We start from the raw sequence: 24,562 nt of genomic DNA, 5'->3' as shown, positions 1-24,562 counted from the left end.
AATCACGCTTCTTGCAGTCATTTTTTGTTCACAGAGTTGCTACCAGAATGTCATCTTGCTGCTTTGCTCATTTTGAAATCAGCATATCACTGATAGTATTTAGTTTTCTTTATTCGACTGGAAAGCGGTATGTCTGAATCCATATGGTTGGCGATTGGGCTCGTCCTGATCGTGGAAGGCATTGGACCACTCATTGCTCCAAACGGTTGGCGGAATATGGTGGCTCAATTAAGTGAACAGCCCAACAATCAGCTACGACGCATCGGTGGCTGCCTAGTGGTTGCTGGAGCCGTAATCGCCATAATGATGAGCTAGCACTTAGCATCAGATACAAAAAAGGCTCCCTAAGGAGCCTTTTGTTTCATTTGACGCTGAGATTATTTCTCCATGCCGCCCTTCGACTGGTTCATGTATTGGAAGAACTCACTCTTCGGATCAAGTACCAGGATATCGCTCTTAGAGCTGAAGGACTTCTCATACGCACGTAGCGAACGTAGGAAGCTAAAGAATTCAGGGTCTTTGTTGTATGCTTCAGCATAAATCTTCGCTGCTTCTGCATCCGCTTCACCTCGTGTTACACGAGCAGTCTTATCAGCTTCAGCTAGAATGGTGGCTACTTCTAGCTCAGCTTGAGCACGAATAACTTCCGCTTTCTCACGACCTTGAGAACGGTGCTTACGAGCTACAGACTCACGCTCTGCACGCATACGACGGTAGATAGACTCACTGATTTCATCAGGCAGGTTGATTTTCTTCATGCGGAAATCAACAACACGAACACCCAAGTCTTTCATCGCGCTTTCACGCGTGTCTTTCAATACTTCAGACATAATTAGGTCACGTTCACCATCAATCTCAAGCGCTTCACGTGCCGCTTCAGTTGCGACAACATCTGCACTTGCATCTTCTGGTAGTACATCATCGTTACGTGGACCAGATACAATCTGTTTGATTTCACGAGCACCGATTTCAGAACGAAGCACATCCGTTACTTTACGCTCAAGTAGTGCCTCCGCCGTTAGCGAATTACCACCGCCTGTTGCTAGGTAGTAACGACCAAAGTCTTCAATACGCCACTTCACGTAGGTATCAATAATAACGTCTTTTTTCTCAGACGTTACGAAACGGTCTGCACGGCCATCCATCGTTTGGATACGTGCATCAAGTTGTTTCACACGGTCAAACAGAGGCATCTTGAAATGCAAACCAGGCTCGTAAATTCGAGTGATGTCGTTGTTGTCTTTAAGAACACGACCAAATCGAACCACGATACCGCGTTCACCTTCAGGAATCACAAACAGAGACATCAACATTAATGCCAGTGCGATTACCAATACAGGGATCATTAACTTACGCATTCTTAGTATCTCCCTTGACGTGAACCTGTTGAACGAGACTGCGTGTTCGAAGTGTCTTCTTGTGTACGCTCAGACTCCAGTTGAATTTGATCGTAGGTTGAAGATGACTTCGATTTACGTTTTGTGTCTGCCTGACCTTCTTGGCCCGCCAACTTATCGATTGGAAGGTACAGAAGATTGCCGCTTGATTCCGAGTCAATCAACACTTTCGAAGTGCTTGAGTACACTTCTTCCATTGCGTCAATGTACAGACGGTCACGCGTTACACCTGGTGCCGCTTGGTATTCTGGTAGTAGTTTTTCGAACTGTGCTACCTGACCAAGAGCCTCGTTAGTTACACGCTCATTGTAACCTTGTGCTTCTTTCTTCAAACGTTCAGCACGACCCGTTGCCTTCGGCAGAATCTCGTTTTTATAAGCTTCTGCTTCACGGATGAAACGCTCTTCATCCTCACGAGCTGCGATTGCATCATCAAACGCATCTTTCACTTGCTCTGGTGGACGCGCAGACTGGAAGTTTACGTCAACAAGTACCAGACCCATATCATAGCTATCAATGATTTGGTTCAGTGTTTCTTGCGTAGTTTGACGAATTTGCTGACGACCACTGGTTAGAATGCTATCCATCAATGAGTCACCAATTACTGCACGTAGTGCAGAATCCGTTGCTTGACGCAAGCTATCGTCTGCATTGGTTACACGGTACAAGTATTTGTACGGGTCAGTCACTCGGTACTGAACATCCATCGCGACTGTTACGACGTTTTCATCTTTAGTCAGCATTAGACCAGATGCACGTAGTGAACGAATCGCTTGTACGTTTACCGCTTCGTATTCATCAATAAAACGAGGGCGCCAGTTAAGGCCTGGGTCTACGATACGATCGTATTTACCTAAACGCAGCACAACACCACGCTCTGCTTCACCGATGGTGTAAAAACCAGCGAAGAACCAAACTGCAACAGCAATAAGAGCAATCACGCCAAAGCCAATTGCACTACCACCACCGCCGCCGATTGGAGAACCACCGCCGCCTTTTTTACCAAACTTGCCACCCAGTTTTTGACTCAGTTTATTGAACACTTCATCTAAATCTGGCGGACCTTGATCTCGGCCACCAGGACGCTGGCCACCACGATTATTATTACCCCAAGGGTCATTATCGCGGCCATTGTTGCCGTTGTTATTTCCAGGCTCATTCCACGCCATTAGAAAGCTCCATCATTTGATATGACGTTATACTGTAGCAGTCCTTTAAGTGACTATAAAGCCAGTCAAAACTGCCCCTTCTCTTTTTTCAAGTCTAGACCAATCTACTTGCTGCATTCGAATATCGATCAACAAGTTACCATCCTGGTCATATTCCTCACGTTGAATACACTTCATTTGGAAGAAGGTACTACGGAATCGTCCTTGATACTGTGGAGGAATTCGCAACTGATGCTCGACCATTTGTGACGCCAGACGTTCCGTCAGTGCCTCAAACAGGACATCAATGCCCAACCCATCCATTGCTGAAACCCAAACTGCGCGAGGTACGCCTTCCTCGTCTCGTTCTATACGTGGTTTCTGCGAATCTAGATTGTCGATTTTGTTCATGACAACCAGAGTCGGCACTTCATGTGCGTCGATCTCTTCTAGTACTTCATGAACAGCTTGAATATTCTCACGAAAACGCTCATCACTGGCATCAACAACATGTAACAAAATGTCAGCTTCTTGCGTTTCCTGCAAGGTTGCCTTGAAGGCCGCTACCAAGTCGTGAGGCAAATGTCGAATAAAACCAACCGTGTCAGCCAAAATGGCAGGCCCAACATCTGCTAACTCTATCTTACGTAAAGTCGGGTCCAAAGTAGCAAATAGTTGATCAGCGGCATACACGCCAGCTTCTGTAATACGGTTGAAGAGTGTCGACTTACCCGCGTTGGTGTAACCCACGAGTGAAACCGTTGGGATTTCAGCTCGATTTCGGGCGCGGCGCCCTTGTTCACGCTGCTTCGCTACTTTGTCTAAGCGTCGCAGGATGGCTTTGATTCTGTCACGCAATAAGCGACGGTCGGTTTCCAGCTGGGTTTCACCCGGGCCACGTAAACCAATCCCCCCTTTCTGCCTTTCAAGGTGCGTCCAACCACGAATCAAACGAGTAGAGATATGACGAAGTTGAGCCAGCTCTACCTGTAGCTTACCTTCGTGTGTTCGAGCTCGTTGAGCAAAGATATCGAGAATAAGACCAGTGCGGTCGAGAACTCGACATTGGCACAGTGCTTCGAGGTTACGTTCTTGGGCAGGAGAGAGGGCGTGATTAAAAATCACAATTTCGGCACCTGTCGACTGTACCGCAGTAGCAATCTCTTGGGCCTTACCCTCTCCGACATAGTATTTCGGGTGTGGGGATTGACGACTACCAGTTACCACTTGTAGCGCCTCTACCCCAGCAGAAGAAACCAGCATTTCGAACTCAGCCAGATCTTCCCATTCACCTTCTTGCGTGAAGTTGATATGAACAAGTACGGCTCGCTCACCGGATTCATAACGGTCAAACAAGCAATCAACTCCTTATTTTAAAAATACTCGATGAAGAATTAATCTTCTGATTTCTCTTGTGGACGCTCACCTTGTGGACGTTCACCGCTGTGATGGCTCACTGGACGAGCCGGCACAACTGTTGAGATCGCGTGCTTGTACACCATTTGGTTAACAGTATTCTTCAGCAGGATCACAAATTGATCGAACGATTCGATCTGACCTTGTAGTTTAATACCATTCACAAGGTAGATAGATACCGGGATACGCTCACGACGTAGCGCGTTTAGAAATGGGTCTTGTAGAGATTGCCCCTTAGCCATTTTATTTTCCTTATTTAATTTGTAGTTGTAATTATTTAGCTAGTGGTGCAATGCAAAAGATACTGCTTTTGCATCTGAGCTAAACGAATCAAAAATGCACTCTAAGTAATTAGCAGCATAGTATAAAAACCGCCAACAACAGATCCTTTGAGAGTGCGTTCACGCAAAAACGATCACATTATACACAGCTATGTCAATCAGATGCTATTGCTTCCGACATCGTTTCTAATGCCTGTTCAATGTTCTCGCTATCCAACCAAGTTAAGTCATCCCAGCTGCGTAACCAGGTGATTTGACGCTTGGCCAATTGACGAGTCGCGCATACGCCACGAAATACTGCTTCGTCACGTGTACACTCCCCATCTAAATACTCCCACATCTGTCGGTAACCGACGCATCGTATGGAAGGAAGATCGGGGTGAAGATCTTTTCGCGAATGTAGCGCTTTCATTTCTTCTTCAAAGCCCGCTTCCATCATCTTTTCGAAACGAAGTTCAATTCGACGGTGAAGTTCTGCCCTATCCTTGGGAGCTATTGCAAACTGCTTGACTCGGTATGGCAGGCTTTCACCTTTCGTTTGAGTCAATTCAGTCAAAGTTTTACCTGAAATACGAAAAACTTCCAATGCCCGAGATAAACGTTGGGGATCATTGGGATGGATTCTCGCTGCTGACACAGGATCAACCTCTTTGAGTTCATCGTGCAACACTGACCAACCTTTAGTCAATGCTTCTTGTTCAATTTGCTGACGAATTTCAGGATTTGCAGCAGGAAGTGGGGATAAACCTTCAAGTAGCGCCTTATAATACAGCATTGTCCCACCCACTAAGAGTGGAATTTTTCCTTCTGCAACAATATCATCCATCGCTTTCAATGCATCACGACGAAAGTCGGCTACAGAGTAAGATTCGCTCGGATCCAAAATATCAATCAAGCGATGAGGCGCTAAACTTAACTCTTTTTCATCCGGTTTCGCCGTACCGATATCCATCCCTTTATAGATCAAAGCAGAATCAACACTGATGATCTCAACCGGGAACTTTTGACGAAGACGAATCGCCAACTCAGTTTTGCCTGATGCTGTTGGCCCCATTAAAAATAGCGCCAAAGGTAGTTTATCTGTCATGGTTTTAATTTGGCTATCGTGGCAGAGAAATCAACAGCGGATACGAATTTTGTATCCTCTAATGGCAATTGACCATCTCTTAGCTGTTCAAGTTCCGCAATAATTTGAATTGCTTCAGAAAAAGTATAATGACTCTTCACTGTCGTGACCTGCAATGCGAGCCAATCTATCAACTCAGACAGCATCTGAGCCGTTGCTATACCTTCCTTCACACAAGATTGCGCGTAAGATAACAGATCTGGTACTAGATTTTGTAAGTTTTGTTGACGTAGCGGCGCGGGAACGCCCATCACCATTAAGGCTTGCTCATTTCTCGCTTTCAATTGAATGCCAAGTAACGCCAAATCTTGTTGATAATCTTGAGCCAGCTTCACTAACTCGGCCTCTAACTTAATAGATAGAGGAACGAGTAGAGGTTGTGCTTTAAGCGCGCCATCGCTTGGAGTGAGCTGCCCTTTTACACGATAAAATTCCGCTCTAGGTAACGAGACTAACGCCGCCCCACTGTCACTGCTCATCAAAACAAATTGCTCATCGACCATCACTAGCGCTTTGCCTAATGCATTAATCGATGGAAGTGATGCATTCGAAGTTGCCTTTTGGGGCTCTATCGGCGTTACGGGTTGAGACTCAAACTCTGGCGTTTTCAACAACTCGTGATAAGCGCGCACTTCTTGCTTGCTTGGTGCTGGCTCAACATGGCGCTCTTTATTGTGATTCGGCTTTGGTGCTGGTTTGGATTCCACCCAATCAGTACGCTTGAACGAGTCCGCAACGCGAGCTTCTCGCACGGAAGTATCCCTAGGACTGCGATCGCGAGGTTTAACTTCATAATCACTGCGTCCAGGATAAGCCGGTGTACTCTCTATCGCTTGATAAACACGCTCTGGAACTGGTGAAGGTGTCGGCCTTTGCAATTTTTCAGGCTCAGGCGAATGCTCAACCTCTTCGGACTCAGTCGGTTCCACACGATGAAATGCGGATTCATTAACCTGTGGTTTATCAATCACGGCGCTTTGCGCAAGTGCATCCGCCAAAGCTTGATAGATGAAATCATGCACTAAGCGAGCTTGGTGAAAGCGCACTTCATGCTTAGCAGGGTGAACATTCACATCTACTTGGTGCGGATCTAGCTCAATAAAGAGCACATACGCAGCAAACTGATCTGGCTTTAAGCTCATTTCATAGCTTTGACGAATCGCGTGATTGATTAATTTGTCACGCATCATTCGGCCATTCACATAGCAATATTGTAAATCGCTTTGCTGCCTGGCTCCCTCTGGTGTGGTAATCCACCCATGTAGCTTTAACCCTTGATGCTCAAGCTCTATTCTGAGCATGTGTCGAACAAACGCGTTACCGCAGACAGCTGCAATACGTTTTTCGGTTTGAAGCTGATTTTTCGCCGCGCGATATTGACGGATGATCTTGCCGTTATGACGCACATTGATGGTGACATCAAAGCGACTTAACGCAATGCGTTTCAATAACTCATCAATATGAGCAAATTCTGTTTTCTCCGTACGAAGAAACTTGCGACGCGCTGGAGTATTAAAAAATAAATCCAACACCTCAACAGTCGTACCAATCGGGTGCGCTGCAGGCTTAAGCTTCACCTGCATATCACGCCCTTCGGAGTAGGCACTCCAGGCTTCTTCTTGTGCCGCAGGACGCGATGTGAGCGTCAAACGCGAGACTGAGCTAATACTGGCTAACGCTTCACCGCGAAAACCTAGACTCATGATGGCTTCAAGATCATCCAAGGTATGTATCTTAGATGTAGCATGACGACTGAGCGCCAAGCCGAGTTCATCTTTCGCGATACCTTTGCCGTTATCACGAACACGAATCAGCTTTGCTCCTCCTTTCTCGATATCGATATCGATTCGAGTTGCGCCAGAATCAAGACTATTTTCAACCAGTTCTTTAATCACAGAGGCTGGTCTTTCGACCACTTCCCCTGCTGCGATTTGGTTTGCAAGTCTAGCTGGCAAAATTTTAATCGTCATAATGAGTTAAAAGCTCACCTACTTGTTTGGAATGATAAGAACTTGCCCAACCGCCAGCTGATCAGAGCGTAAGTTGTTCGCTTTACGAATGCTCGAAACGCTGACGCCGTATTTGGACGCTATTTTACCAAGGTATTCACCTCGAGAAACTTTGTGCTTACGGATCGGCTTATCTTTGACAGCGACTGTTATCTTCAACTTTTGTCCTACCCACAAGGTATCTGACTTCAGGTTGTTCTCACGGCGGATATCTGAAACCTTCACTTTATAGTGACTCGCGATCTTACCTAAGAACTCACCTGACTTAACCTTGTGAATAATGGTTTCTGTCTCAACAGTAATCGGTTTACTTGGCACTTTAATCGTGCCAGCAGAAGGGATTTTGAGCTTCTGACCAATTGCTAATCCAGTCGACTTCAAGTTGTTTGCCGACATCAGCGCTTTAGAGCTAAGCCCATATTTATTCGCAATCACCGATAACGACTCGCCACGTTTTACGGTATGCACTATTGGCTTCGCTGAAGGCGAGAATACCGTACCCTCTGGTGGATTATCTTTTAAGTACTTAACGACCGCCTTAGTGATCGCCTGAGCTAACTTATCCTGGTGCGCTCGTTGAAACAGCAACCGCTCTTCTGTTGGGTTAGAAATAAAGCCCGTTTCCACTAATACAGACGGAATCTGCGGAGAGCGTAAAACAGCAAGGCTAGTATTAATCGGTTTGGTGTTATGCAGGTGCGCAACACGTCCCATCTCACCAAGGATTTCTGTTGCCAGCTTATATCCTTCTTTTTGTGAATGACTAAACTGCAAGTCCAACAAAGTTTGGTTCACGTTACGATCTTTGGTCTTAGTGAAGAACGCATTACCCGAACCACCTAATATTTCAGATTGTTTCTCATGGTTCTCAACCCAGCGAGCAATTTCAGTATTTGCACGACGAGTATTCAGTACGAAAACCGAACCTCCGCGAGGCTTCGGTGAGGTAAACGCATCAGCGTGAATGGAAATCAGTAAGTGCGCATCATTTTCACGGGCAATGGCCACACGACGGTTTAGATTCACAAAGTAATCTCCGGTACGTGTCATACGCGTTTTAATCCCAGGCGTAGCATCGAGCTGAGCGGCGATTTTTCGTGAAATACTTAATACTGCATCTTTTTCATACTTACGGCGTGAAGGGCCAATAGAGCCAGGATCTTCACCACCGTGACCAGGGTCGATAACGATCAAGACTTCTTGAGCTCGTTGAACTGAACTCATGTCTTTACTGGTCGCCGCTGGCTTGCTCGGTTTAGAGGCTGAAGTCGATGCTTTCTTACCGTGCGGCAGGTCAATCACCAAACGGTGACCATATTGCCCGCCAGGTGTTGGGCTTAATTTAAACAATTCCGCTTGAACGCTCTTTTTCAGTTCAAACACCAAACGATAGGTGCCCTTCTCTGGCGGAGAGCTTTTTCGAACTAGCTTTAAAACCGGGCTGTCCGTAACAGTAACAGGCAGTTTGGCCTGCATGGTCGTGCTTTTTAAATCCACGACAAGACGATCCGGTCCGGATAAAGAGAAATAGGAATAGTCAGCTTCCGAGCCTAAATCGATGACAACACGCGTTTCATCAGGAGAAGGCCAAACTCGAAAACTCTTAACGACGTTAGCAAATGCTAAATTGGGGATGAGAAGGAGAAAAGTGGCGACAAACGTCGCCACTACTCTAAAATTTGAAAAACTCAACATAGCTCCAATCGACTGAGTAACTGCACACCATAATCATTATTAGCTGTTAGTTCGGCTACACGCTGCTCACCTTGGTAGCGAATGTTCACATCAAGATCCGGTTGTGGCAACAAACCATGCCCTTTTTCAGGCCATTCAACCAAGCAAATTGCATCATCTGTGAAGTAATCTCGAATCCCCATGAACTCAAGCTCTTCAGGATCCGCAAGACGATAAAGATCGAAATGGTACACTTGCCACTGATCCAACTGATACGGTTCGACTAGAGTATAAGTTGGGCTTTTCACGTTACCTTGATGGCCAAGAGCACGGACAAAACCACGACTAAAGGTTGTTTTACCTGCACCCAAATCACCATGCAGATAAATTGTGGTTTGTTGCGAACAAAGGTGAGCCAGAGCGGTACCTAGTGCAACCGTTTCGTGCTCATCTTTTAAATTGAATTGTTTCGTGCTCATTGATGCTTCTCTAACTAATGATCGTTGACTATATAAAAATCAAAAGAACAGGAATAGTAAACCGTGTTGGTTTTGAGAGACAAGCTTTCAAATGTCATATGTGCGAAAAAAGTATCCAAGGAACGGTATCTTAATCACCTTAGTATCGACCTAGATTTAGAATATATGCAAATGACTTCAATAAGCAGTATTCACAGCATCAAAAACGTCCCTAACTGGGTAGCACCAAAGCCAGAGATCCGTTAAGATCCGCCCCCCTTTTATTCCGGTGGTTAGCATGAACTACGAACAACTCGCACAACAAATCAAAATTTGGGGAAAAGAGCTCGGCTTCCAAAAAGTTGGGATCTGCGACGTTGATCTGAGTGAGCATGAAGCCGCACTGAAAAAATGGCTCGATGCAGGCTATCACGGCTCAATGGACTGGATGGCTCGTCACGGTATGATGCGAGCTAGACCCAATGAGCTACTCCCGGGAACCGTTCGTGTGATCAGCGTTCGGATGGACTACCTACCACCAGAAGCACAATTCGCTTCGAACCTAGCAAATAAAAATCATGCCTATATTAGTCGCTATGCATTAGGGCGTGATTATCACAAGCTCGTCAGAAAACAACTGAATAAACTTGGCAAACTTATTGAACAAGAAGTTGGTCAGTATGGTTACCGACCTTTCGTCGACTCCGCACCAATATTGGAGCGACCACTCGCCCAAAAAGCAGGCTTAGGCTGGACAGGGAAACATTCCCTGATTTTAGATCAGGACTGTGGCTCGTGGTTCTTTTTAGGCGAGTTACTTATCGACTTGCCACTTCCCGTTGACGAGCCAAGCGTTGATCAGTGCGGTAAATGCAAAGCATGCATTACCTCATGCCCAACACAAGCCATCGTTGAAGACAAAGTTGTCGATGCTAGACGCTGCATCTCTTACCTCACCATCGAGTTCGATGGCGTGATCCCTGAAGAGTTTCGCAAGCCAATGGGTAACCGCATTTATGGCTGTGATGACTGCCAATTGGTTTGCCCATGGAATCGCTACGCCGACATAACGGAGCAGAGTGATTTCCATCGTCGCGATAGTTTCAAAAACCCGGATCTCGTTGACATGTTTAACTGGGATGAAGCGACTTTTCTAAAAAATATGGAAGGCTCCGCTATTCGTCGCATTGGTCATATACAGTGGCTGCGTAATATTGCTGTCGCACTTGGTAATGCAGAATACAGTCAACGAGTCATTGATGCGTTAGAAAGTCGACAAGGTGAAAATAAATTACTTGATGAACACATCAAATGGGCTTTGGCCGAGCAACTGAATCAACTCCCCATTGAGAATAAAGCATCTACAGAGACGAAAAAGCAGCGCTTAATAAGAATCGTCGAGAAGGGGCTACCAAGAGACGCATAGTGCGTAGTCTATATGCAAGAGATTGAAAGCACTTTTACATGTTCAATTCATGACCTTGTTCTCAATTTTGTAATGTGGAAAAAAATTTGAGATTCAAGAAAAACAAGCTAGCAGAAAAAAGTTAAACACAGCTCGGAGAAATGACTAGGATCAAAAAAATACCAGTTAATGATCGTATTTTAACGTATCCGATCCGACAAAAAACTTATTTTTCTCTTATTTAACAAAGACTTAATCAATATTTCGTTATTATTTCGACTTTCCTTCAGCGAAAAGATCTTTCTTCTCCATCGCAAAAAGTCAAGCTAAAAACACTTTATCAACTAACTTATCCACAGAACGACGTATGTGGATAACTCTGTTAATTAAAGTAGATAAAACATGCAGAACCTCATCATGCTTGTACGCCAGCCGATTCATATCGTGTTTTAAACACAAACGAAATCGTCCGACATCATATGATGCGGATAAAATTTAGTTTTTTGGGGATTCATGCTTCGCAGCATTATGAAAAGAGCGATGTGATTGGTTGCGAGAAGCAGGAATTGAATCAAGCGGCGCATCCGTCGACGACTTAGGATTGTGCTAATAAATAAGCATTCAATCTATCGTCTTGTATTGGTTGCGGGGGCCGGATTTGAACCGACGACCTTCGGGTTATGAGCCCGACGAGCTACCAAGCTGCTCCACCCCGCGTCCGAGTGCTTCATCTTTGTTGATGATGAAGGCTTTGCTTTCATTTATAAAAAAGAAACTGGAGCGACACACGAGGTTCGAACTCGTGACCTCAACCTTGGCAAGGTTGCGCTCTACCAACTGAGCTAGTGTCGCTTTTGTCACCGTTAAGCACGATGAAGGCTATATATTGGAGCGACACACGAGGTTCGAACTCGTGACCTCAACCTTGGCAAGGTTGCGCTCTACCAACTGAGCTAGTGTCGCATTTCGTCACCGTTAAGCACGATGAGGGCTATATATTGGAGCGACACACGAGGTTCGAACTCGTGACCTCAACCTTGGCAAGGTTGCGCTCTACCAACTGAGCTAGTGTCGCATATTAACAGCAGTCGCTATTAATGGAATTTGGTTGCGGGGGCCGGATTTGAACCGACGACCTTCGGGTTATGAGCCCGACGAGCTACCAAGCTGCTCCACCCCGCGTCCGTATTGTGTCACCGTTAAGTACCGTGAGAACTATAAAACTGGAGCGACACACGAGGTTCGAACTCGTGACCTCAACCTTGGCAAGGTTGCGCTCTACCAACTGAGCTAGTGTCGCATATCAACAGCAGTCGCTATTAATAGAATTTGGTTGCGGGGGCCGGATTTGAACCGACGACCTTCGGGTTATGAGCCCGACGAGCTACCAAGCTGCTCCACCCCGCGTCCGTATTGTGTCACCGTTAAGTACCGTGAGAACTATGAAACTGGAGCGACACACGAGGTTCGAACTCGTGACCTCAACCTTGGCAAGGTTGCGCTCTACCAACTGAGCTAGTGTCGCATCAACAACGTTTCCGCTGTTTAGGGCTGCGAATTATAAGAGCATTTTTTTGTGATGCAAGTCCTTCCTTCAAAAAAACTTTATTTTTTTACTGAACGATGAAAAAGCAATCAAAAGCGATATAAATTACAACAATTTGGATCGCAACCTTAACAGTTAAATCTTGAAAATAGTACCACGATAGTACTTAAGTTCTGCAATCGACTCGCGAATGTCGTCCAAGGCCAAATGTGTTCCCTGTTTTGTGAACCCATTTAATACTTCAGGTTGCCAACGACGCGCCAATTCTTTAAGAGTGCTGACGTCAACATATCGGTAATGAAAGAACTCTTCTAATTCCGGCATGTGTTTGTACAAGAAGCGGCGATCCTGCCCAATGCTGTTACCACATATTGGCGACGCCCCTTTCGGCACCCATTTTTCTAAGAATTCAATGGTTTGTGCGACCGCATCTTGTTCTGAGATTTTACTGTTGCGAACGCGTTCCACCAAGCCGCTTGCCGTATGCGTATTGGTGCACCAATCGTCCATTTTCGCTAGCTCTTCTTCCGGCTGATGAATCGCTAATACTGGACCTTCAGCCAAAATATTTAGCTCGCTATCCGTGACAATAGAAGCAATTTCAATGATTTTGTGCGTTTCAGGATCAAGCCCTGTCATCTCTAAATCAACCCAAATTAGGTTTTGATCGCTAAAGGACATGGTTACGCCGCCTATTTGTTTATCGATAAAAGAGGTACTATACCTCAAAATACGGGAAACACGATACTCACTCAGAGCCAAGATCACGGCTCAACCATTTGAGTAAATTCACATAAAGTACAGAATTGTGGCAAAGAAGAAAAAGTTAACCAAAGGTCAAGTGCGACGCGTACGCAGCAACCAACAAAAGCGTTTAAAAAAGCAAGAAGAGTCCATCCAGTGGGATGAAAACATGCTAGGCGCAAGCAAACAAGGTCTCGTGATCACTCGTTTTGGCCAGCACGCGGATATTGAAGACCTTGAAACAGGCGAGATTCAACGCTGTAACCTTCGCCGTGGTATCGAATCTTTAGTATCTGGCGATCGAGTTTTATGGCGCGAAGGCTTGGAGTCTATGGCTGGCATTTCTGGCGTTGTTGAAGCGGTAGAACCTCGTTCTTCAGTGCTCACTCGTCCAGATTACTACGATGGCCTAAAGCCCGTAGCTGCCAATATTGATCAAATGGTCATTGTCTCCTCGGTACTGCCCGAGCTATCACTGAATATTATTGACCGTTACCTCGTAGCATCAGAAACACTGAATATCGCACCATTGCTGGTCTTAAACAAAGTCGATCTTCTAGAAGCCGATGATCGTGCAATGTATGAAGAATGGCTCAAAGAATATGAACGCATTGGCTATAAAGTGCTTCTGGTCAGCAAGAAGTCGGGAGAAGGCATTGCTGAACTAGAAACTCTGCTGCGTGACCGAATTAATATCTTTGTTGGTCAATCAGGCGTAGGGAAATCCAGCTTAGTCAACGCGTTAATGCCAGAGCTAGAGAGCGAAGTGGAAGAAGGCGAAGTTTCCGAGAACTCTGGTTTAGGCCAACACACCACGACAGCAGCGCGCTTGTATCATATTCCGACGGGTGGCGACTTGATCGACTCGCCTGGAGTGCGTGAATTTGGGCTTTGGCATTTGGAAGCAGAAGAAGTAACGAAAGCATTCGTTGAATTCCGACCATACTTAGGCGGTTGTAAGTTCAGAGATTGTAAGCACAATGACGACCCTGGCTGCCTTCTACGTGAAGCTGTTGAGAAAGGGGAAATCAACGAAACTCGCTTTGAAAACTACCATCGCATTTTGGAAAGCATGGTTGAAAACAAAGCAAACCGTCAGTATTCACGCAATAAGAAAGCCGATCTGTAATTAAGTTAAGACTGTAACTGTGTAAAAAGTCTTCACCTAATACTGACAAGCAAATTAAATTTCAGTAACATCACGCGCCCTAAAGCGCGAATCTAACAGAAGTATCGGAATTAAAGATGGACAAGTTTAAAGTTGGACTGCAGTACTGGATCCCACAACACGGCCTCACTCGCCTAATGGGTAAACTGGCTTCAGCAAAAGCTGGCGGTCTAACAACAGCAGTTATTCGTTGGTTTATCAAACAATACAATGTGAACATGGATGAGGCGAAGCACTCAGATCCTAAGCATTTTAAAACGTTCAACGAGTTTTTCGTTCGTGAGCTAAAAGAGGGCGCACGCCCAATTTCTGAAGGCGAAAACGTCATCACTCACCCAGCCGACGCTTGTGTTAGCCAATTTGGCCCTATTGAAGATGGTCAACTTATCCAAGCAAAAGGTCATCACTTCTCAGCGCAAGAACTGCTGGGCGGTGACGCGAATTTAGCAAACGAATTTAAAGATGGATCTTTTGCCACGCTGTACCTGTCTCCGCGCGATTACCATCGTGTACACATGCCGTGTGACGGCACACTGCGCCAAATGATTTACGTGCCTGGTGACCTGTTCTCGGTAAACCCACTTACGGCAGAAAACGTTCCAAATCTATTCGCACGTAACGAGCGTGTGGTGTGTATCTTTGACACTGAGTTTGGTCCTATGGCACAAGTGCTTGTTGGCGCAACCATCGTAGGTAGCATTGAGCAAGTATGGGCTGGCACGATCACTCCGCCTCGTGGCAATACTGTCTACAAATGGGATTACCCAGCTGAGGGTGACAAGGCCGTGATCTTGAAAAAAGGCGAAGAGATGGGCCGCTTCAAACTGGGCTCTACTGTTATTAACCTGTTTGCCAAAGACGCGATTGAGTTTGACGCAAGCATGGAAAACGGTAAGCCAACCGTAATGGGCACACCTTACGCCTTAAAAAAATAAACAAAACCCCGTTAAAAGAGCCCTTTCTCAAGGGCTCTTTTTATTGATAAAAAGCAAAATTCCGTTCAAAATTTAGCCTCTATTTCTCAAACTCATACCTGCCTCTAAGACCTTCATTCCACAATCAATTATCCTGCGCTTAGGATGAATATTTAGAGGGGCAGCCAATGCCAAAGATGAGTGTAAACACGCTGGCGAAATTGCTGGTATGCTTTTTAATTCCGCTCGGTGTTTTGATGATGCCGATTGATGCTATTCCTATTGATGATCTTACTTTAATTCAGCATCGTCTGTTGGCTATTTTTCTTCTTGCTGCCCTACTTTGGGTTCTTGAGCCGGTACCCGTTTTTGCTACGTCCATTCTTATTATCGCTCTTGAACTGATCATGATATCGGATAAAGGTTTGCATCTATTTCGCAATCCACCAGCGGGGCATGATTTAGGAGAGTTAATTGCTTACACAGATATTTTCTCGGCCTTCTCTTCACCGATCATTATTCTTTTTATGGGTGGGTTTGCCCTCGCCATCGCAGCTTCCAAATACGAACTCGACAACAATCTCGCCCGAGTGCTACTAAAACCATTCGGCACACAACCTAAGTTCATCATGCTGGGTTTGATGCTCATTACCGCCGTTTTTTCAATGTTCATGTCCAACACTGCCACGACGGTCATGATGTTGGCGCTGCTCGGTCCAATCGTCGCTTCTGCACCTAAAGGGGATCTAGGGATTAAAGCGCTGGTGCTGTGCATTCCAATTGCCGCGAATACTGGCGGCATTGCAACTCCGATAGGCACGCCACCTAACGCAATAGCGCTCCAATACCTCACCGGAGAAAACGCCATAGACTTCTTATCCTGGATGACAATGGGCCTACCATTTGTGCTGATACAACTCACTGTTGCTTGGTTTTTGTTGCAGAAGCTGTTTCCGTCCAGCGAACCAGAAATGAAACTAAAGCTGGATGGTACGTTCAAAAAGAGCTGGCGCGCGATCGTCGTCTACATCACTTTTGCACTAACCATTGTGCTTTGGATGACGACAAAAGTGCACGGCATGAACACGTATGTTGTTGCGATTATCCCGCTGGCGGTGTTCACGTTAACGGGCATTATGGGAAAAGAAGAACTCAAGCTGATTAACTGGGATGTTTTATGGCTGGTTGCCGGTGGTATCGCAATTGGTATTGCCTTAGACAAAACAGGCTTAGCCGAAGCATTAGCACACGCCATTGATTACAGCTTACTATCACCATTTGCCGTTGTCTTTGCCCTATCGGTCGTATGTTGGTTAATGGCGAACTTTATGTCTAATACCGCAACGGCAAACTTATTAATGCCTATTGCTGCCGCTATTGGTACATCCATGCCAAGCCTTATTGCGGTTGGTGGCCTACAAGGTTTACTGGTTGTCGTAGCATTCTCCGCATCACTTGGCATGATCTTACCGGTTTCCACGCCACCAAACTCTTTGGCTTATTCAACAGGCCTAATCGAGAGCAAAGACATGGCGAAAGTTGGGCTGATTCTTGGTTTGATTGGTCTATTTATCGTGTATGGCGCAGTTCTGGTGCTGTTTTAATCGAAAAGCTCCGTGACAGAGCTTGTTGTCATGGAGCTGTTCGCCAGCTATTACCCTCACAGAGCAGCTTTACATCCATTAAATTTCGTGCATATTAAGACTCCTCAAATCTACAAGGACGTCGACACATCATGGGTTACGAATGGCTTGCTTTATGTGCCGCTTTTTTGTGGGCAGTTTCTAGCCTTATTTCTGTCATTCCTGCACAACACCTAGGCGCATTTTCTTACAGCCGCTGGCGCATGGGCTGTACGGCCGTGATCTTATCAACAATGGCCTGGATAACTGGCGGCTGGTTAACGGTTTCTTGGGAACATGTAACGCCAATGATGGCCTCAGGACTGATTGGTATTTTTATTGGCGATACCGCTCTGTTCGCGTGCTTGAATCGTATGGGGCCAAGACAAGCCGGGCTACTGTTTTCCTGCCATGCGGTATTCTCTGCTATTTTGGGCTACTTCTTATTTAGCGAAGTCATGACCACAATAGAACTATTGGGCGCATCCTTGGTATTTAGCGGCGTGGTGATGGCGATATTCTTTGGTCGAAGAGGCCAAGTGAATAACGTCTTGGAAGACATTAAAGGTAACATCTGGGTGGGTATTGGACTTGGCTTAACCGCTGCAATGTGCCAAGCATTGGGTGGTATCATCGCCAAGCCAGTAATGCAAACCAGCATTGACCCTGTTGCGGCTTCTGCTATTCGAATGATCAGTGCATTTTTCGCCCACAGCATGTTGTTAGTTCTAGGGGTCAAAGTCGCTCGCTCGACGCAACACATTACTTGGAGAGTATTTGGTATTACTGCGCTTAACGGTTTCTTGGCGATGGCCGTCGGCATGACGCTGATCTTATACGCACTGCAAGAAGGAAATGTAGGTATGGTTGCACTGCTATCTTCAACCACGCCAATTATGTTGCTACCGCTGCTCTGGATTTACACTAAACGCCGACCAAACCGATTTGCATGGTTGGGCGCAGCCCTAGCTGTGATTGGTGCTGGCATTTTGGTTCAATAACCTTACAGACCAGCCCTTGTTGCCAGATACAAAAAAGCCCGAGTTTAAACTCGGGCTTTTGTCATTCTGAGTTGTCAGTTAATTATTTAACTAGCACTTCACCCGTCATTTCTGCTGGGATTTCTAGACCCGCTAGAGAAAGCATGGTTGGTGCAAGGTCAGAAAGTTTGCCGCCTTCTTTGAACTCAACCGCTTTATCACCTACGTAAATAAGAGGAACCGGTAGGTTAGTGTGCGCTGTGTGAGTACCACCCGTTTCTGGGTCAACCATCATTTCTGCGTTACCGTGGTCCGCAGTGATCAATAGCTGACCGCCAACTTCTTTGATTGCTTCAACTACTTTGCCAACACTTTCATCTAGCGCTTCGATTGCTTTCTCAGCTGCTTCGTAAACGCCAGTGTGACCAACCATATCTGCGTTCGGGTAGTTACAGATGATAGTGTCGAACTTACCAGACTTGATCGCCGCAACCAGTTTCTCTGTAAGCTCAGGGGAGCTCATTTCTGGCTGAAGGTCGTAAGTGGCTACTTTTGGAGAAGCAACAAGCTGGCGCTCTTCGCCTTCAAATTCGTTTTCAACACCGCCGTTGAAGAAAAACGTTACGTGCGCATATTTCTCTGTTTCAGAGATACGTAGCTGAGTTTGACCTTGCTTAGACAGCCACTCACCGTACGTGTTTTCTAGAGACGCTGGTGGGAATGCGATTGCTAGAGGGATATCTGCCGCGTATTGAGTCAACATAACGAAGTTAACTGCCGGGAATACCGCACGCTCAAAACCATCAAAGTCAGGCACGAATGCGCGAGTGATTTGACGAGCTCGGTCAGCACGGTAGTTCATGAAGATAACCGCATCGCCGTCTTGCATGATTGCGTCTTCTTCGCCTGCCGCTTTGATGGCTGTCGCTTTCACGAACTCATCGTTCTCTTCACGAGCGTAAGCGGCTTCTAGACCAGCAACGGCGGTTTCTGCTGTGAACTCAGCTTTCGCTTGAGTCAGAAGATCGTAAGCAACTTGAACGCGATCCCAGTTGTTGTCACGGTCCATAGCGTAGTAGCGACCTACTAGAGAAGCAACACGACCTTTACCTAGTTTCGCGAATAGATCTTGGAAACGTTGTAGCGAGTTTTCTGCACTACGTGGTGGCGTGTCACGACCGTCTAGGAAACAGTGTAGGTAGATTTTCTCAGCGCCACGAGCCGCTGCCATTTCAACCGCTGCGTAGATATGGTCTTCATGAGAGTGTACGCCACCTGGAGACATCAGACCCATGATGTGTACCGCTTTCTCTGCTTTAACAGCAGCATCAACTGCTTCAACAAGCGCTGGCGTTTCAGCGAACTCACCGTCAGCGATCGATTTAGTGATACGAGTTAGATCTTGGTATACAACGCGACCTGCTCCAATGTTAGTGTGACCAACTTCTGAGTTACCCATTTGACCATCAGGAAGGCCAACATCCATGCCCGAAGCAGAGATTAGAGTGTGTGGGTTATTCGCAATCAGAGCATCCATTACTGGTGTTTTCGCATTCGCAATTGCGTTACTTGCTGTGTCTTCACGGTAACCGTAACCGTCAAGGATAACTAGAGCCAGTGGCTTCTTAGCTGACATAGTGATGACCTCATCAAATTTAAGTAACTTTTGGCGTAGGGCCTCGCTGCCCTATCTAACCTTGAAACAAAACTAGCGTAATTTTACTACACTTTTTAACCAAAACTGTAGGTTAAGATCAAATAATGTTTGCGATTTATTGTTGCTATCTTACAAGTTAAGCGAACAACGAGTCAGTGCCAACAAACGTGTTCCACAAGCATAGTCATTCCTAATACGCTTTGTACACCCCAGTCTAGGTTCGGTTTTCTTACGCTTCTGATTCTTGTTTTTGCACCTGAAACAGCGCTTATTTAACGCATGATCGAACAAGATTGGTTAGTACCTATTGTTCGCTTTTTTCGGTAAAAAAAAAGTCACTTAAGTCGATAAATCCAATAGGCAAAAACAATCAAGCTACCATAGTCCAAGGCACGGATGGCAATAACATAAAGGGTTTATAGAGATCTCAATTATTCGTTAGAAAATTTTAACCCTCTCGCCTAAGAGGCTTAACCCCGCTATACTCCTGCTTTATTTTTCCGCCAACAGCGTAAGAGCTCAAGACATGCAAGAGTACATTGAATTTTTCCAACAGAACATGATTCTATCTTTGGTTTGGGTAGGTCTTCTTGTCGCCTTTATCATGAACATCGTGAAGTCAGCGACGGCCGCATACAAAGAAATCAACGTAAACCAACTGACTCATCTTATGAACCGTGAAAACGGCGTTGTAGTGGATATCCGCACAAAGGACGAGTTCAAAAAAGGTCATATCACCGACTCACTTCACATTTTACCGTCAGATATCAAAGCGGGTAACTTTGGTAGCCTTGAAAACCACAAATCAGACCCAATCATTGTGGTATGCAAGACAGGGCAAAACGCTCAAGAAAGCGCGAACCTATTAGTAAAAGCAGGCTTTGAAAAAGTAAGCCTACTGAAGAACGGCTTGATTGCATGGAACGAAGCGAACCTGCCTTTAGTACGTGGTAAAAAGTAATACCCGGCAGCTTCGATAACGTGGCAGAGGCAAAATACAAGGTACGCACCAAGCGTGTTTTTGCCAAGCTTCGTGGATAATAAACTGAGCAAATTGAAAGCAGTTGAAGCATTAAGTTGTGACGCTTTGCACGTAATACACGCTTCATCTAGTCAAGGTAGATTGGCTCAGTTAGTCTCGGGACATACCAGTTTTCTGAGTTTAGACGTTTCTAGGCTCTACAAATATTTATTTAAGGATTAAAAAATGGCTGAAGCAGCACCTCAAGAAGCACAACAAAACTTCGCAATTCAACGCATCTTCCTAAAAGACGTTTCTTTCGAAGCGCCAAACTCTCCAGTAATCTTCCAAAAAGAATGGAACCCAGACGTTAAACTAGACCTAGACACTCAAAGCCGTGAGCTTGGTGAAGGCGTTTACGAAGTGGTTCTACGTCTAACTGTAACTGTGAAGAACGAAGAAGAAACAGCGTTCCTATGTGAAGTTCAACAAGGTGGTATCTTCACTGCTGAGCAAATGGAAGCAGGCCAACTTGCACATTGCCTAGGCGCATTCTGCCCGAACATCCTATTCCCATACGCTCGTGAAACTATCTCAAGCCTAGTGGTTAAAGGTACGTTCCCTCAACTGAACCTAGCGCCAGTTAACTTCGACGCGCTATTCATGAACTACCTACAACAGCAAGCTCAACAAGGCGAAGCTGAAGCGTAATTCACGTTTTGTAAGTGACGAATAGCCTGAGTGCTGACGTCATCGACTCTAATAAAATGCACAGAGCGTCTACCATCCGATGCAATGTGCATTTTTTATTTCTGACAAAAGTTCCTAGTTCCTAATCGCCAGAAGGCGTAAAATTTGACGATTAGGAACTAGATTCTACTAGTAGAAAGACAATTAGGCGGTAGCATGACACAAGCAAATACAAACAATGCTTACGGTAAAGACATCGCAATGACGGTGATTGGCGCAGGTTCATACGGTACCTCTCTGGCGATCTCACTCGCTCGTAACGGCGCGAACGTAGTCCTTTGGGGACACGAGCCTGAGCACATGGCACGTTTAGAAGCGGATCGCGCGAACCACGCTTTCTTACCTGACGTTGATTTCCCTGAAAGCTTGATCATTGAATCGGATTTAGAAAAAGCCGTACAAGCAAGCCGAGATTTATTGGTTGTGGTTCCAAGCCATGTTTTTGGCATCGTGCTGAACAGCTGTAAGCCTTTCTTACGTGAAGACTCTCGTATCTGCTGGGCAACCAAAGGTCTTGAGCCAGAAACGGGGCGTCTGCTGAAAGACGTCGCTTATGACATTATCGGTGAAAACTACTCACTGGCTGTATTGTCTGGCCCAACGTTCGCCAAAGAGCTCGCGATGGGCATGCCTACTGCAATTTCAGTTGCGTCTCCAGATGCTGAATTTGTCGCTGACCTACAAGAAAAAATCCACTGCAGCAAAACCTTCCGCGTGTACGCCAATAGTGACTTTATCGGCATGCAATTGGGCGGTGCGGTGAAAAACGTTATCGCAATTGGTGCGGGTATGTCTGACGGCATCGGCTTTGGAGCCAACGCGCGTACTGCATTGATTACTCGTGGTTTGGCCGAAATGAGTCGTCTTGGTGCTGCGCTTGGTGCAAAACCAGAAACCTTCATGGGTATGGCTGGTTTGGGCGACCTTGTCCTAACGTGTACCGACAATCAATCACGCAACCGCCGCTTTGGTTTAGCGCTAGGTCAAGGTAAAGACGTCGACACGGCACAAGAAGAAATTGGCCAAGTCGTAGAAGGCTACCGCAACACGAAAGAAGTATGGATGCTCTCTCAACGCATGGGTGTTGAGATGCCAATTGTTGATCAAATTTATCAAGTATTGTATCAAGGGAAGGATGCACGCCTGGCAGCGCAAGATTTACTTGCTCGTGACAAAAAAGCCGAAGGAAAGTAGCACTCTACGCCCCTTCGCACCTCATCTGAGAAGAATAGAAGTTGTCGGGTCACGGAAGAACCACTCAGGATATTGAGAATGAAACACTGCGAAAAACAAAAAGTCTGGAACAGAATTGTCTCAGAAGCCCGCGAAATGTCAGAGCAAGAGCCAATGCTGGCCAGCTTTTACCATGCCACCATCATCAAGCATGAAAGTTTCTGTGCCGCGCTCAGCTACATTTTGGCAAACAAGTTAAACACGGCATCGATGCCAGCAATGGCAGTACGTGAAGTGGTAGAAGAAGCGTTCTCTGCCGACCCAACCATTACCGATTGTGCCGCTTGTGACATTTGTGCCACGGTTAATCGCGACCCTGCAGTTTCGATGTACTCTATGCCGCTGCTGTACTTAAAGGGCTACCACGCTCTGCAAGGCTACCGCGTGGCAAACTGGCTATGGAAACAAGGGCGCCATGCACTGGCAACCTACCTGCAAAACCAAATTTCGGTTGCGTGTCAGGTAGACATTCACCCGGCAGCACGCATTGGTAGCGGCATCATGCTCGACCACGCAACGGGGATCGTCATCGGTGAAACTGCAGTTATCGATAATGACGTCTCAATTCTACAAGACGTTACCTTAGGCGGTACGGGTAAAGAGTGCGGCGATCGTCACCCGAAAATCCGTGAAGGTGTGATGATTGGTGCAGGTGCAAAAATTCTTGGCAATATCGAAGTGGGCGAAGGCGCGAAAATCGGCTCTTGCTCTGTGGTATTGCAAGCAGTACCACCACACACAACTGTGGCGGGGGTTCCTGCAAAAATCGTCGGTCGTCCAAAAACGGACAAACCTTCTCTCGATATGGATCAAGGCTTTAATGGTAAATCACAAAGCTTTATCCATGGAGATGGTATTTAATCGTCAACAAACCTTTTGACAACAACGTGGTAGGTAAATCTCAAGTGCGAAAACAAAATCACCCTGTTCTACGCTCGGCTATTTTATTAACTTGTGCTTTATCTGCCACATATCCCCTCACCTCTTCTGCCGCTAGTCAACAAGAGCTCAAAGGCGTATCAAGTGAGATAAGCCGTCAACGCAAATCTCTCTCTTCCCAAGAAAAGCAACTCAATGAGCTACAAAAATCGCTCAAAGAGCAAGAACTTGGCATTTCTAAACTTGAACGCGAAATAAGACAAACCAAATCTGAGCTAGCACAAGCAGACAAAAACATAGACAAGCTAGAAGAGAAAATTGCCTTGCAAGAAGCGCAGCGCCAAGAGCAAGAGGAAGAGCTCAAACAGTTGCTGCAAACATATTACGTGACCGAACGAGCAAAAGCCAATGGTCACTTGTTGAATCAAGGTGTGGAAGAAGACCGCATGAGTCAATACTTCCAGCACTTAGCCAAAGCGCGTGCTGAAGTGATTGATGCAATCACCAAAACCACTCAAGAATTGGCACACAACAAAAACCAGCTTGAGCTAGAAAAAGAGCAAATCGAGACGTTACTCAAACAGCAATCTGAGAAACGTACGGCGCTGGCAAGTACACAATCCAAACGTAAGCAAACCCTGAATAAAATTCAGAGCAGTATCAAGAACGATAAACGCTACCTTGCTGAACTGCAGCGCAACGAAACACGGCTAAAAGCTGAGATAGCCAAAGCGGCTAAGCGTAATGCCGTGCCAATGGACGGACTGGGCAAACAGCGCGGTAAACTGCCATGGCCACTCAAAGGTCGTGTATTACACAACTTCGGTACTCGCCAAACCGGGCAAGTAAACTGGAAAGGCATGGTGCTTGCGGCCAATTACGGTCAACAAGTGAAAGCCGTTTACCCGGGCACTGTCGTATTTGCGGAGTATTTACGCGGTTATGGCTTAGTGGTATTGCTTGACCACGGCAAAGGTGACATGACGCTCTACGGCTACAACCAAGCGTTGACGAAAAAAGAAGGCGATCGCGTGACCGCTGGCGAAGTGATCGCTCTTGCGGGTGATACTGGCGGGCAAGATCGCGCATCACTCTACTTCGAAATTCGCCGCAACAGTGAAGCGCAAAACCCGAAATCTTGGTTGAAGCGCTGATTATCTGACTCATCGACTTATAATAAAAAAGGAGCCACTC

At 46.0% G+C, this 24,562-nt stretch carries 21 protein-coding genes and 8 tRNA genes; 11 read left to right on the top strand and 18 right to left on the bottom strand.

The annotated features are described in order from the left end of the window. Positions 1-129: 129 nt before the first annotated feature. The gene (locus MTR11_RS22840; protein WP_005381383.1) at positions 130-315 is read left to right on the top strand and encodes a DUF2065 domain-containing protein; all 186 of its coding nucleotides are present in this window, start codon (positions 130-132) and stop codon (positions 313-315) included. 62 nt (positions 316-377) lie between these two features. On the opposite strand, the gene hflC is transcribed toward MTR11_RS22840, so the two are convergent. The 8 genes from hflC to tsaE form a co-directional block, all read right to left on the bottom strand. Beyond that, complete coding sequence (gene hflC, locus MTR11_RS22835) at positions 378-1,358, bottom strand: protease modulator HflC (RefSeq protein WP_005395373.1); 981 nt, start codon at positions 1,356-1,358, stop codon at positions 378-380. A 2-nt stretch (positions 1,359-1,360) separates the two neighbouring features. Further along, positions 1,361-2,566, bottom strand: coding sequence for an FtsH protease activity modulator HflK (gene hflK / locus MTR11_RS22830; RefSeq protein WP_005395374.1), 1,206 nt, complete (start codon positions 2,564-2,566; stop codon positions 1,361-1,363). Between the two features lie 45 nt (positions 2,567-2,611). Further along, positions 2,612-3,901: a ribosome rescue GTPase HflX gene (gene hflX, locus MTR11_RS22825; RefSeq protein WP_005381380.1), complete on the bottom strand. Its 1,290-nt coding sequence runs from the start codon at positions 3,899-3,901 to the stop codon at positions 2,612-2,614. 38 nt (positions 3,902-3,939) lie between these two features. Then, entirely contained in the window at positions 3,940-4,203 is a 264-nt protein-coding gene (hfq, locus tag MTR11_RS22820; protein WP_005381379.1) for an RNA chaperone Hfq, read from the bottom strand. A 193-nt stretch (positions 4,204-4,396) separates the two neighbouring features. After that, on the bottom strand, positions 4,397-5,329 hold the full coding sequence (miaA, locus tag MTR11_RS22815; protein WP_005395375.1) for a tRNA (adenosine(37)-N6)-dimethylallyltransferase MiaA: 933 nt from the start codon (positions 5,327-5,329) through the stop codon (positions 4,397-4,399). Continuing rightward, complete coding sequence (gene mutL / locus MTR11_RS22810) at positions 5,326-7,338, bottom strand: DNA mismatch repair endonuclease MutL (RefSeq protein ID WP_243328452.1); 2,013 nt, start codon at positions 7,336-7,338, stop codon at positions 5,326-5,328. Before mutL ends, miaA begins: the two co-directional genes overlap by 4 nt. Before the next feature lie 18 nt (positions 7,339-7,356). Continuing rightward, positions 7,357-9,072, bottom strand: coding sequence for a LysM peptidoglycan-binding domain-containing protein (locus MTR11_RS22805; RefSeq protein WP_005395379.1), 1,716 nt, complete (start codon positions 9,070-9,072; stop codon positions 7,357-7,359). Beyond that, complete coding sequence (gene tsaE / locus MTR11_RS22800; RefSeq protein ID WP_005395381.1) at positions 9,066-9,530, bottom strand: tRNA (adenosine(37)-N6)-threonylcarbamoyltransferase complex ATPase subunit type 1 TsaE; 465 nt, start codon at positions 9,528-9,530, stop codon at positions 9,066-9,068. The genes MTR11_RS22805 and tsaE overlap by 7 nt, the downstream gene beginning before the upstream one ends. Before the next feature lie 277 nt (positions 9,531-9,807). Between tsaE and queG the strand changes: the two genes are divergently transcribed. After that, a complete protein-coding gene (gene queG, locus MTR11_RS22795) occupies positions 9,808-10,935 on the top strand; it encodes a tRNA epoxyqueuosine(34) reductase QueG (protein ID WP_104969880.1) in 1,128 nt (375 codons plus the stop codon). Positions 10,936-11,554: 619 nt separating this feature from the next. Here the strand turns inward: queG and MTR11_RS22790 are convergent. The 9 genes from MTR11_RS22790 to orn all read right to left on the bottom strand — a co-directional run bounded on the left by MTR11_RS22790 (position 11,555) and on the right by orn (position 13,141). Next, a tRNA-Met gene (locus MTR11_RS22790) sits at positions 11,555-11,631 on the bottom strand. 59 nt (positions 11,632-11,690) lie between these two features. Beyond that, a tRNA-Gly gene (locus MTR11_RS22785) sits at positions 11,691-11,766 on the bottom strand. 35 nt (positions 11,767-11,801) lie between these two features. Beyond that, positions 11,802-11,877 (bottom strand) — tRNA-Gly (locus MTR11_RS22780). A 36-nt stretch (positions 11,878-11,913) separates the two neighbouring features. Next, positions 11,914-11,989: transfer RNA gene (locus MTR11_RS22775), tRNA-Gly, on the bottom strand. A gap of 30 nt (positions 11,990-12,019) precedes the next feature. Beyond that, positions 12,020-12,096, bottom strand: a tRNA-Met gene (locus tag MTR11_RS22770). A gap of 42 nt (positions 12,097-12,138) precedes the next feature. Then, positions 12,139-12,214 (bottom strand) — tRNA-Gly (locus MTR11_RS22765). Positions 12,215-12,244: 30 nt separating this feature from the next. Further along, positions 12,245-12,321 (bottom strand) — tRNA-Met (locus MTR11_RS22760). 42 nt (positions 12,322-12,363) lie between these two features. Further along, positions 12,364-12,439, bottom strand: a tRNA-Gly gene (locus tag MTR11_RS22755). Positions 12,440-12,595: 156 nt separating this feature from the next. Beyond that, positions 12,596-13,141 (bottom strand): oligoribonuclease, encoded by a 546-nt coding sequence (gene orn, locus MTR11_RS22750; protein ID WP_005395387.1) that lies wholly within the window; start codon positions 13,139-13,141, stop codon positions 12,596-12,598. A 127-nt stretch (positions 13,142-13,268) separates the two neighbouring features. Between orn and rsgA the strand changes: the two genes are divergently transcribed. The 4 genes from rsgA (at position 13,269) to MTR11_RS22730 (ending at position 17,909) form a co-directional block, all read left to right on the top strand. Then, positions 13,269-14,333 carry a small ribosomal subunit biogenesis GTPase RsgA gene (gene rsgA / locus MTR11_RS22745; protein WP_005395388.1) on the top strand — a complete coding sequence of 355 codons (1,065 nt, stop codon included), beginning with the start codon at positions 13,269-13,271 and terminating at the stop codon, positions 14,331-14,333. A 116-nt stretch (positions 14,334-14,449) separates the two neighbouring features. After that, on the top strand, positions 14,450-15,307 hold the full coding sequence (gene asd, locus MTR11_RS22740) for an archaetidylserine decarboxylase (RefSeq protein ID WP_005395389.1): 858 nt from the start codon (positions 14,450-14,452) through the stop codon (positions 15,305-15,307). 167 nt (positions 15,308-15,474) lie between these two features. Further along, complete coding sequence (locus MTR11_RS22735) at positions 15,475-16,890, top strand: SLC13 family permease (RefSeq protein WP_012841332.1); 1,416 nt, start codon at positions 15,475-15,477, stop codon at positions 16,888-16,890. A gap of 131 nt (positions 16,891-17,021) precedes the next feature. Beyond that, positions 17,022-17,909 carry a DMT family transporter gene (locus tag MTR11_RS22730; RefSeq protein WP_005381469.1) on the top strand — a complete coding sequence of 296 codons (888 nt, stop codon included), beginning with the start codon at positions 17,022-17,024 and terminating at the stop codon, positions 17,907-17,909. An 82-nt stretch (positions 17,910-17,991) separates the two neighbouring features. On the opposite strand, the gene gpmM is transcribed toward MTR11_RS22730, so the two are convergent. After that, positions 17,992-19,524: a 2,3-bisphosphoglycerate-independent phosphoglycerate mutase gene (gene gpmM, locus MTR11_RS22725; RefSeq protein ID WP_085344378.1), complete on the bottom strand. Its 1,533-nt coding sequence runs from the start codon at positions 19,522-19,524 to the stop codon at positions 17,992-17,994. 547 nt (positions 19,525-20,071) lie between these two features. On the opposite strand from gpmM, the gene MTR11_RS22720 reads away from it, so the two are divergent. The 5 genes from MTR11_RS22720 (at position 20,072) to MTR11_RS22700 (ending at position 24,522) form a co-directional block, all read left to right on the top strand. Further along, on the top strand, positions 20,072-20,506 hold the full coding sequence (locus tag MTR11_RS22720; RefSeq protein WP_005395399.1) for a rhodanese-like domain-containing protein: 435 nt from the start codon (positions 20,072-20,074) through the stop codon (positions 20,504-20,506). Between the two features lie 246 nt (positions 20,507-20,752). Further along, positions 20,753-21,217: a protein-export chaperone SecB gene (gene secB, locus MTR11_RS22715; RefSeq protein WP_005395400.1), complete on the top strand. Its 465-nt coding sequence runs from the start codon at positions 20,753-20,755 to the stop codon at positions 21,215-21,217. Between the two features lie 195 nt (positions 21,218-21,412). Further along, positions 21,413-22,450 carry an NAD(P)H-dependent glycerol-3-phosphate dehydrogenase gene (gene gpsA, locus MTR11_RS22710; RefSeq protein WP_005395404.1) on the top strand — a complete coding sequence of 346 codons (1,038 nt, stop codon included), beginning with the start codon at positions 21,413-21,415 and terminating at the stop codon, positions 22,448-22,450. 78 nt (positions 22,451-22,528) lie between these two features. Continuing rightward, on the top strand, positions 22,529-23,350 hold the full coding sequence (gene cysE, locus MTR11_RS22705) for a serine O-acetyltransferase (RefSeq protein WP_005395410.1): 822 nt from the start codon (positions 22,529-22,531) through the stop codon (positions 23,348-23,350). A 26-nt stretch (positions 23,351-23,376) separates the two neighbouring features. Beyond that, a complete protein-coding gene (locus MTR11_RS22700) occupies positions 23,377-24,522 on the top strand; it encodes a murein hydrolase activator EnvC family protein (RefSeq protein ID WP_047010262.1) in 1,146 nt (381 codons plus the stop codon). Positions 24,523-24,562: the final 40 nt, after the last annotated feature.

Origin of the sequence: Vibrio sp. CCB-PB317, from assembly GCF_022808245.1 — a bacterium.
In the GTDB taxonomy this organism is placed as follows: Bacteria; Pseudomonadota; Gammaproteobacteria; order Enterobacterales; family Vibrionaceae; genus Vibrio; species Vibrio diabolicus.
This window is presented reverse-complemented; position numbering and strand designations above follow the sequence as displayed.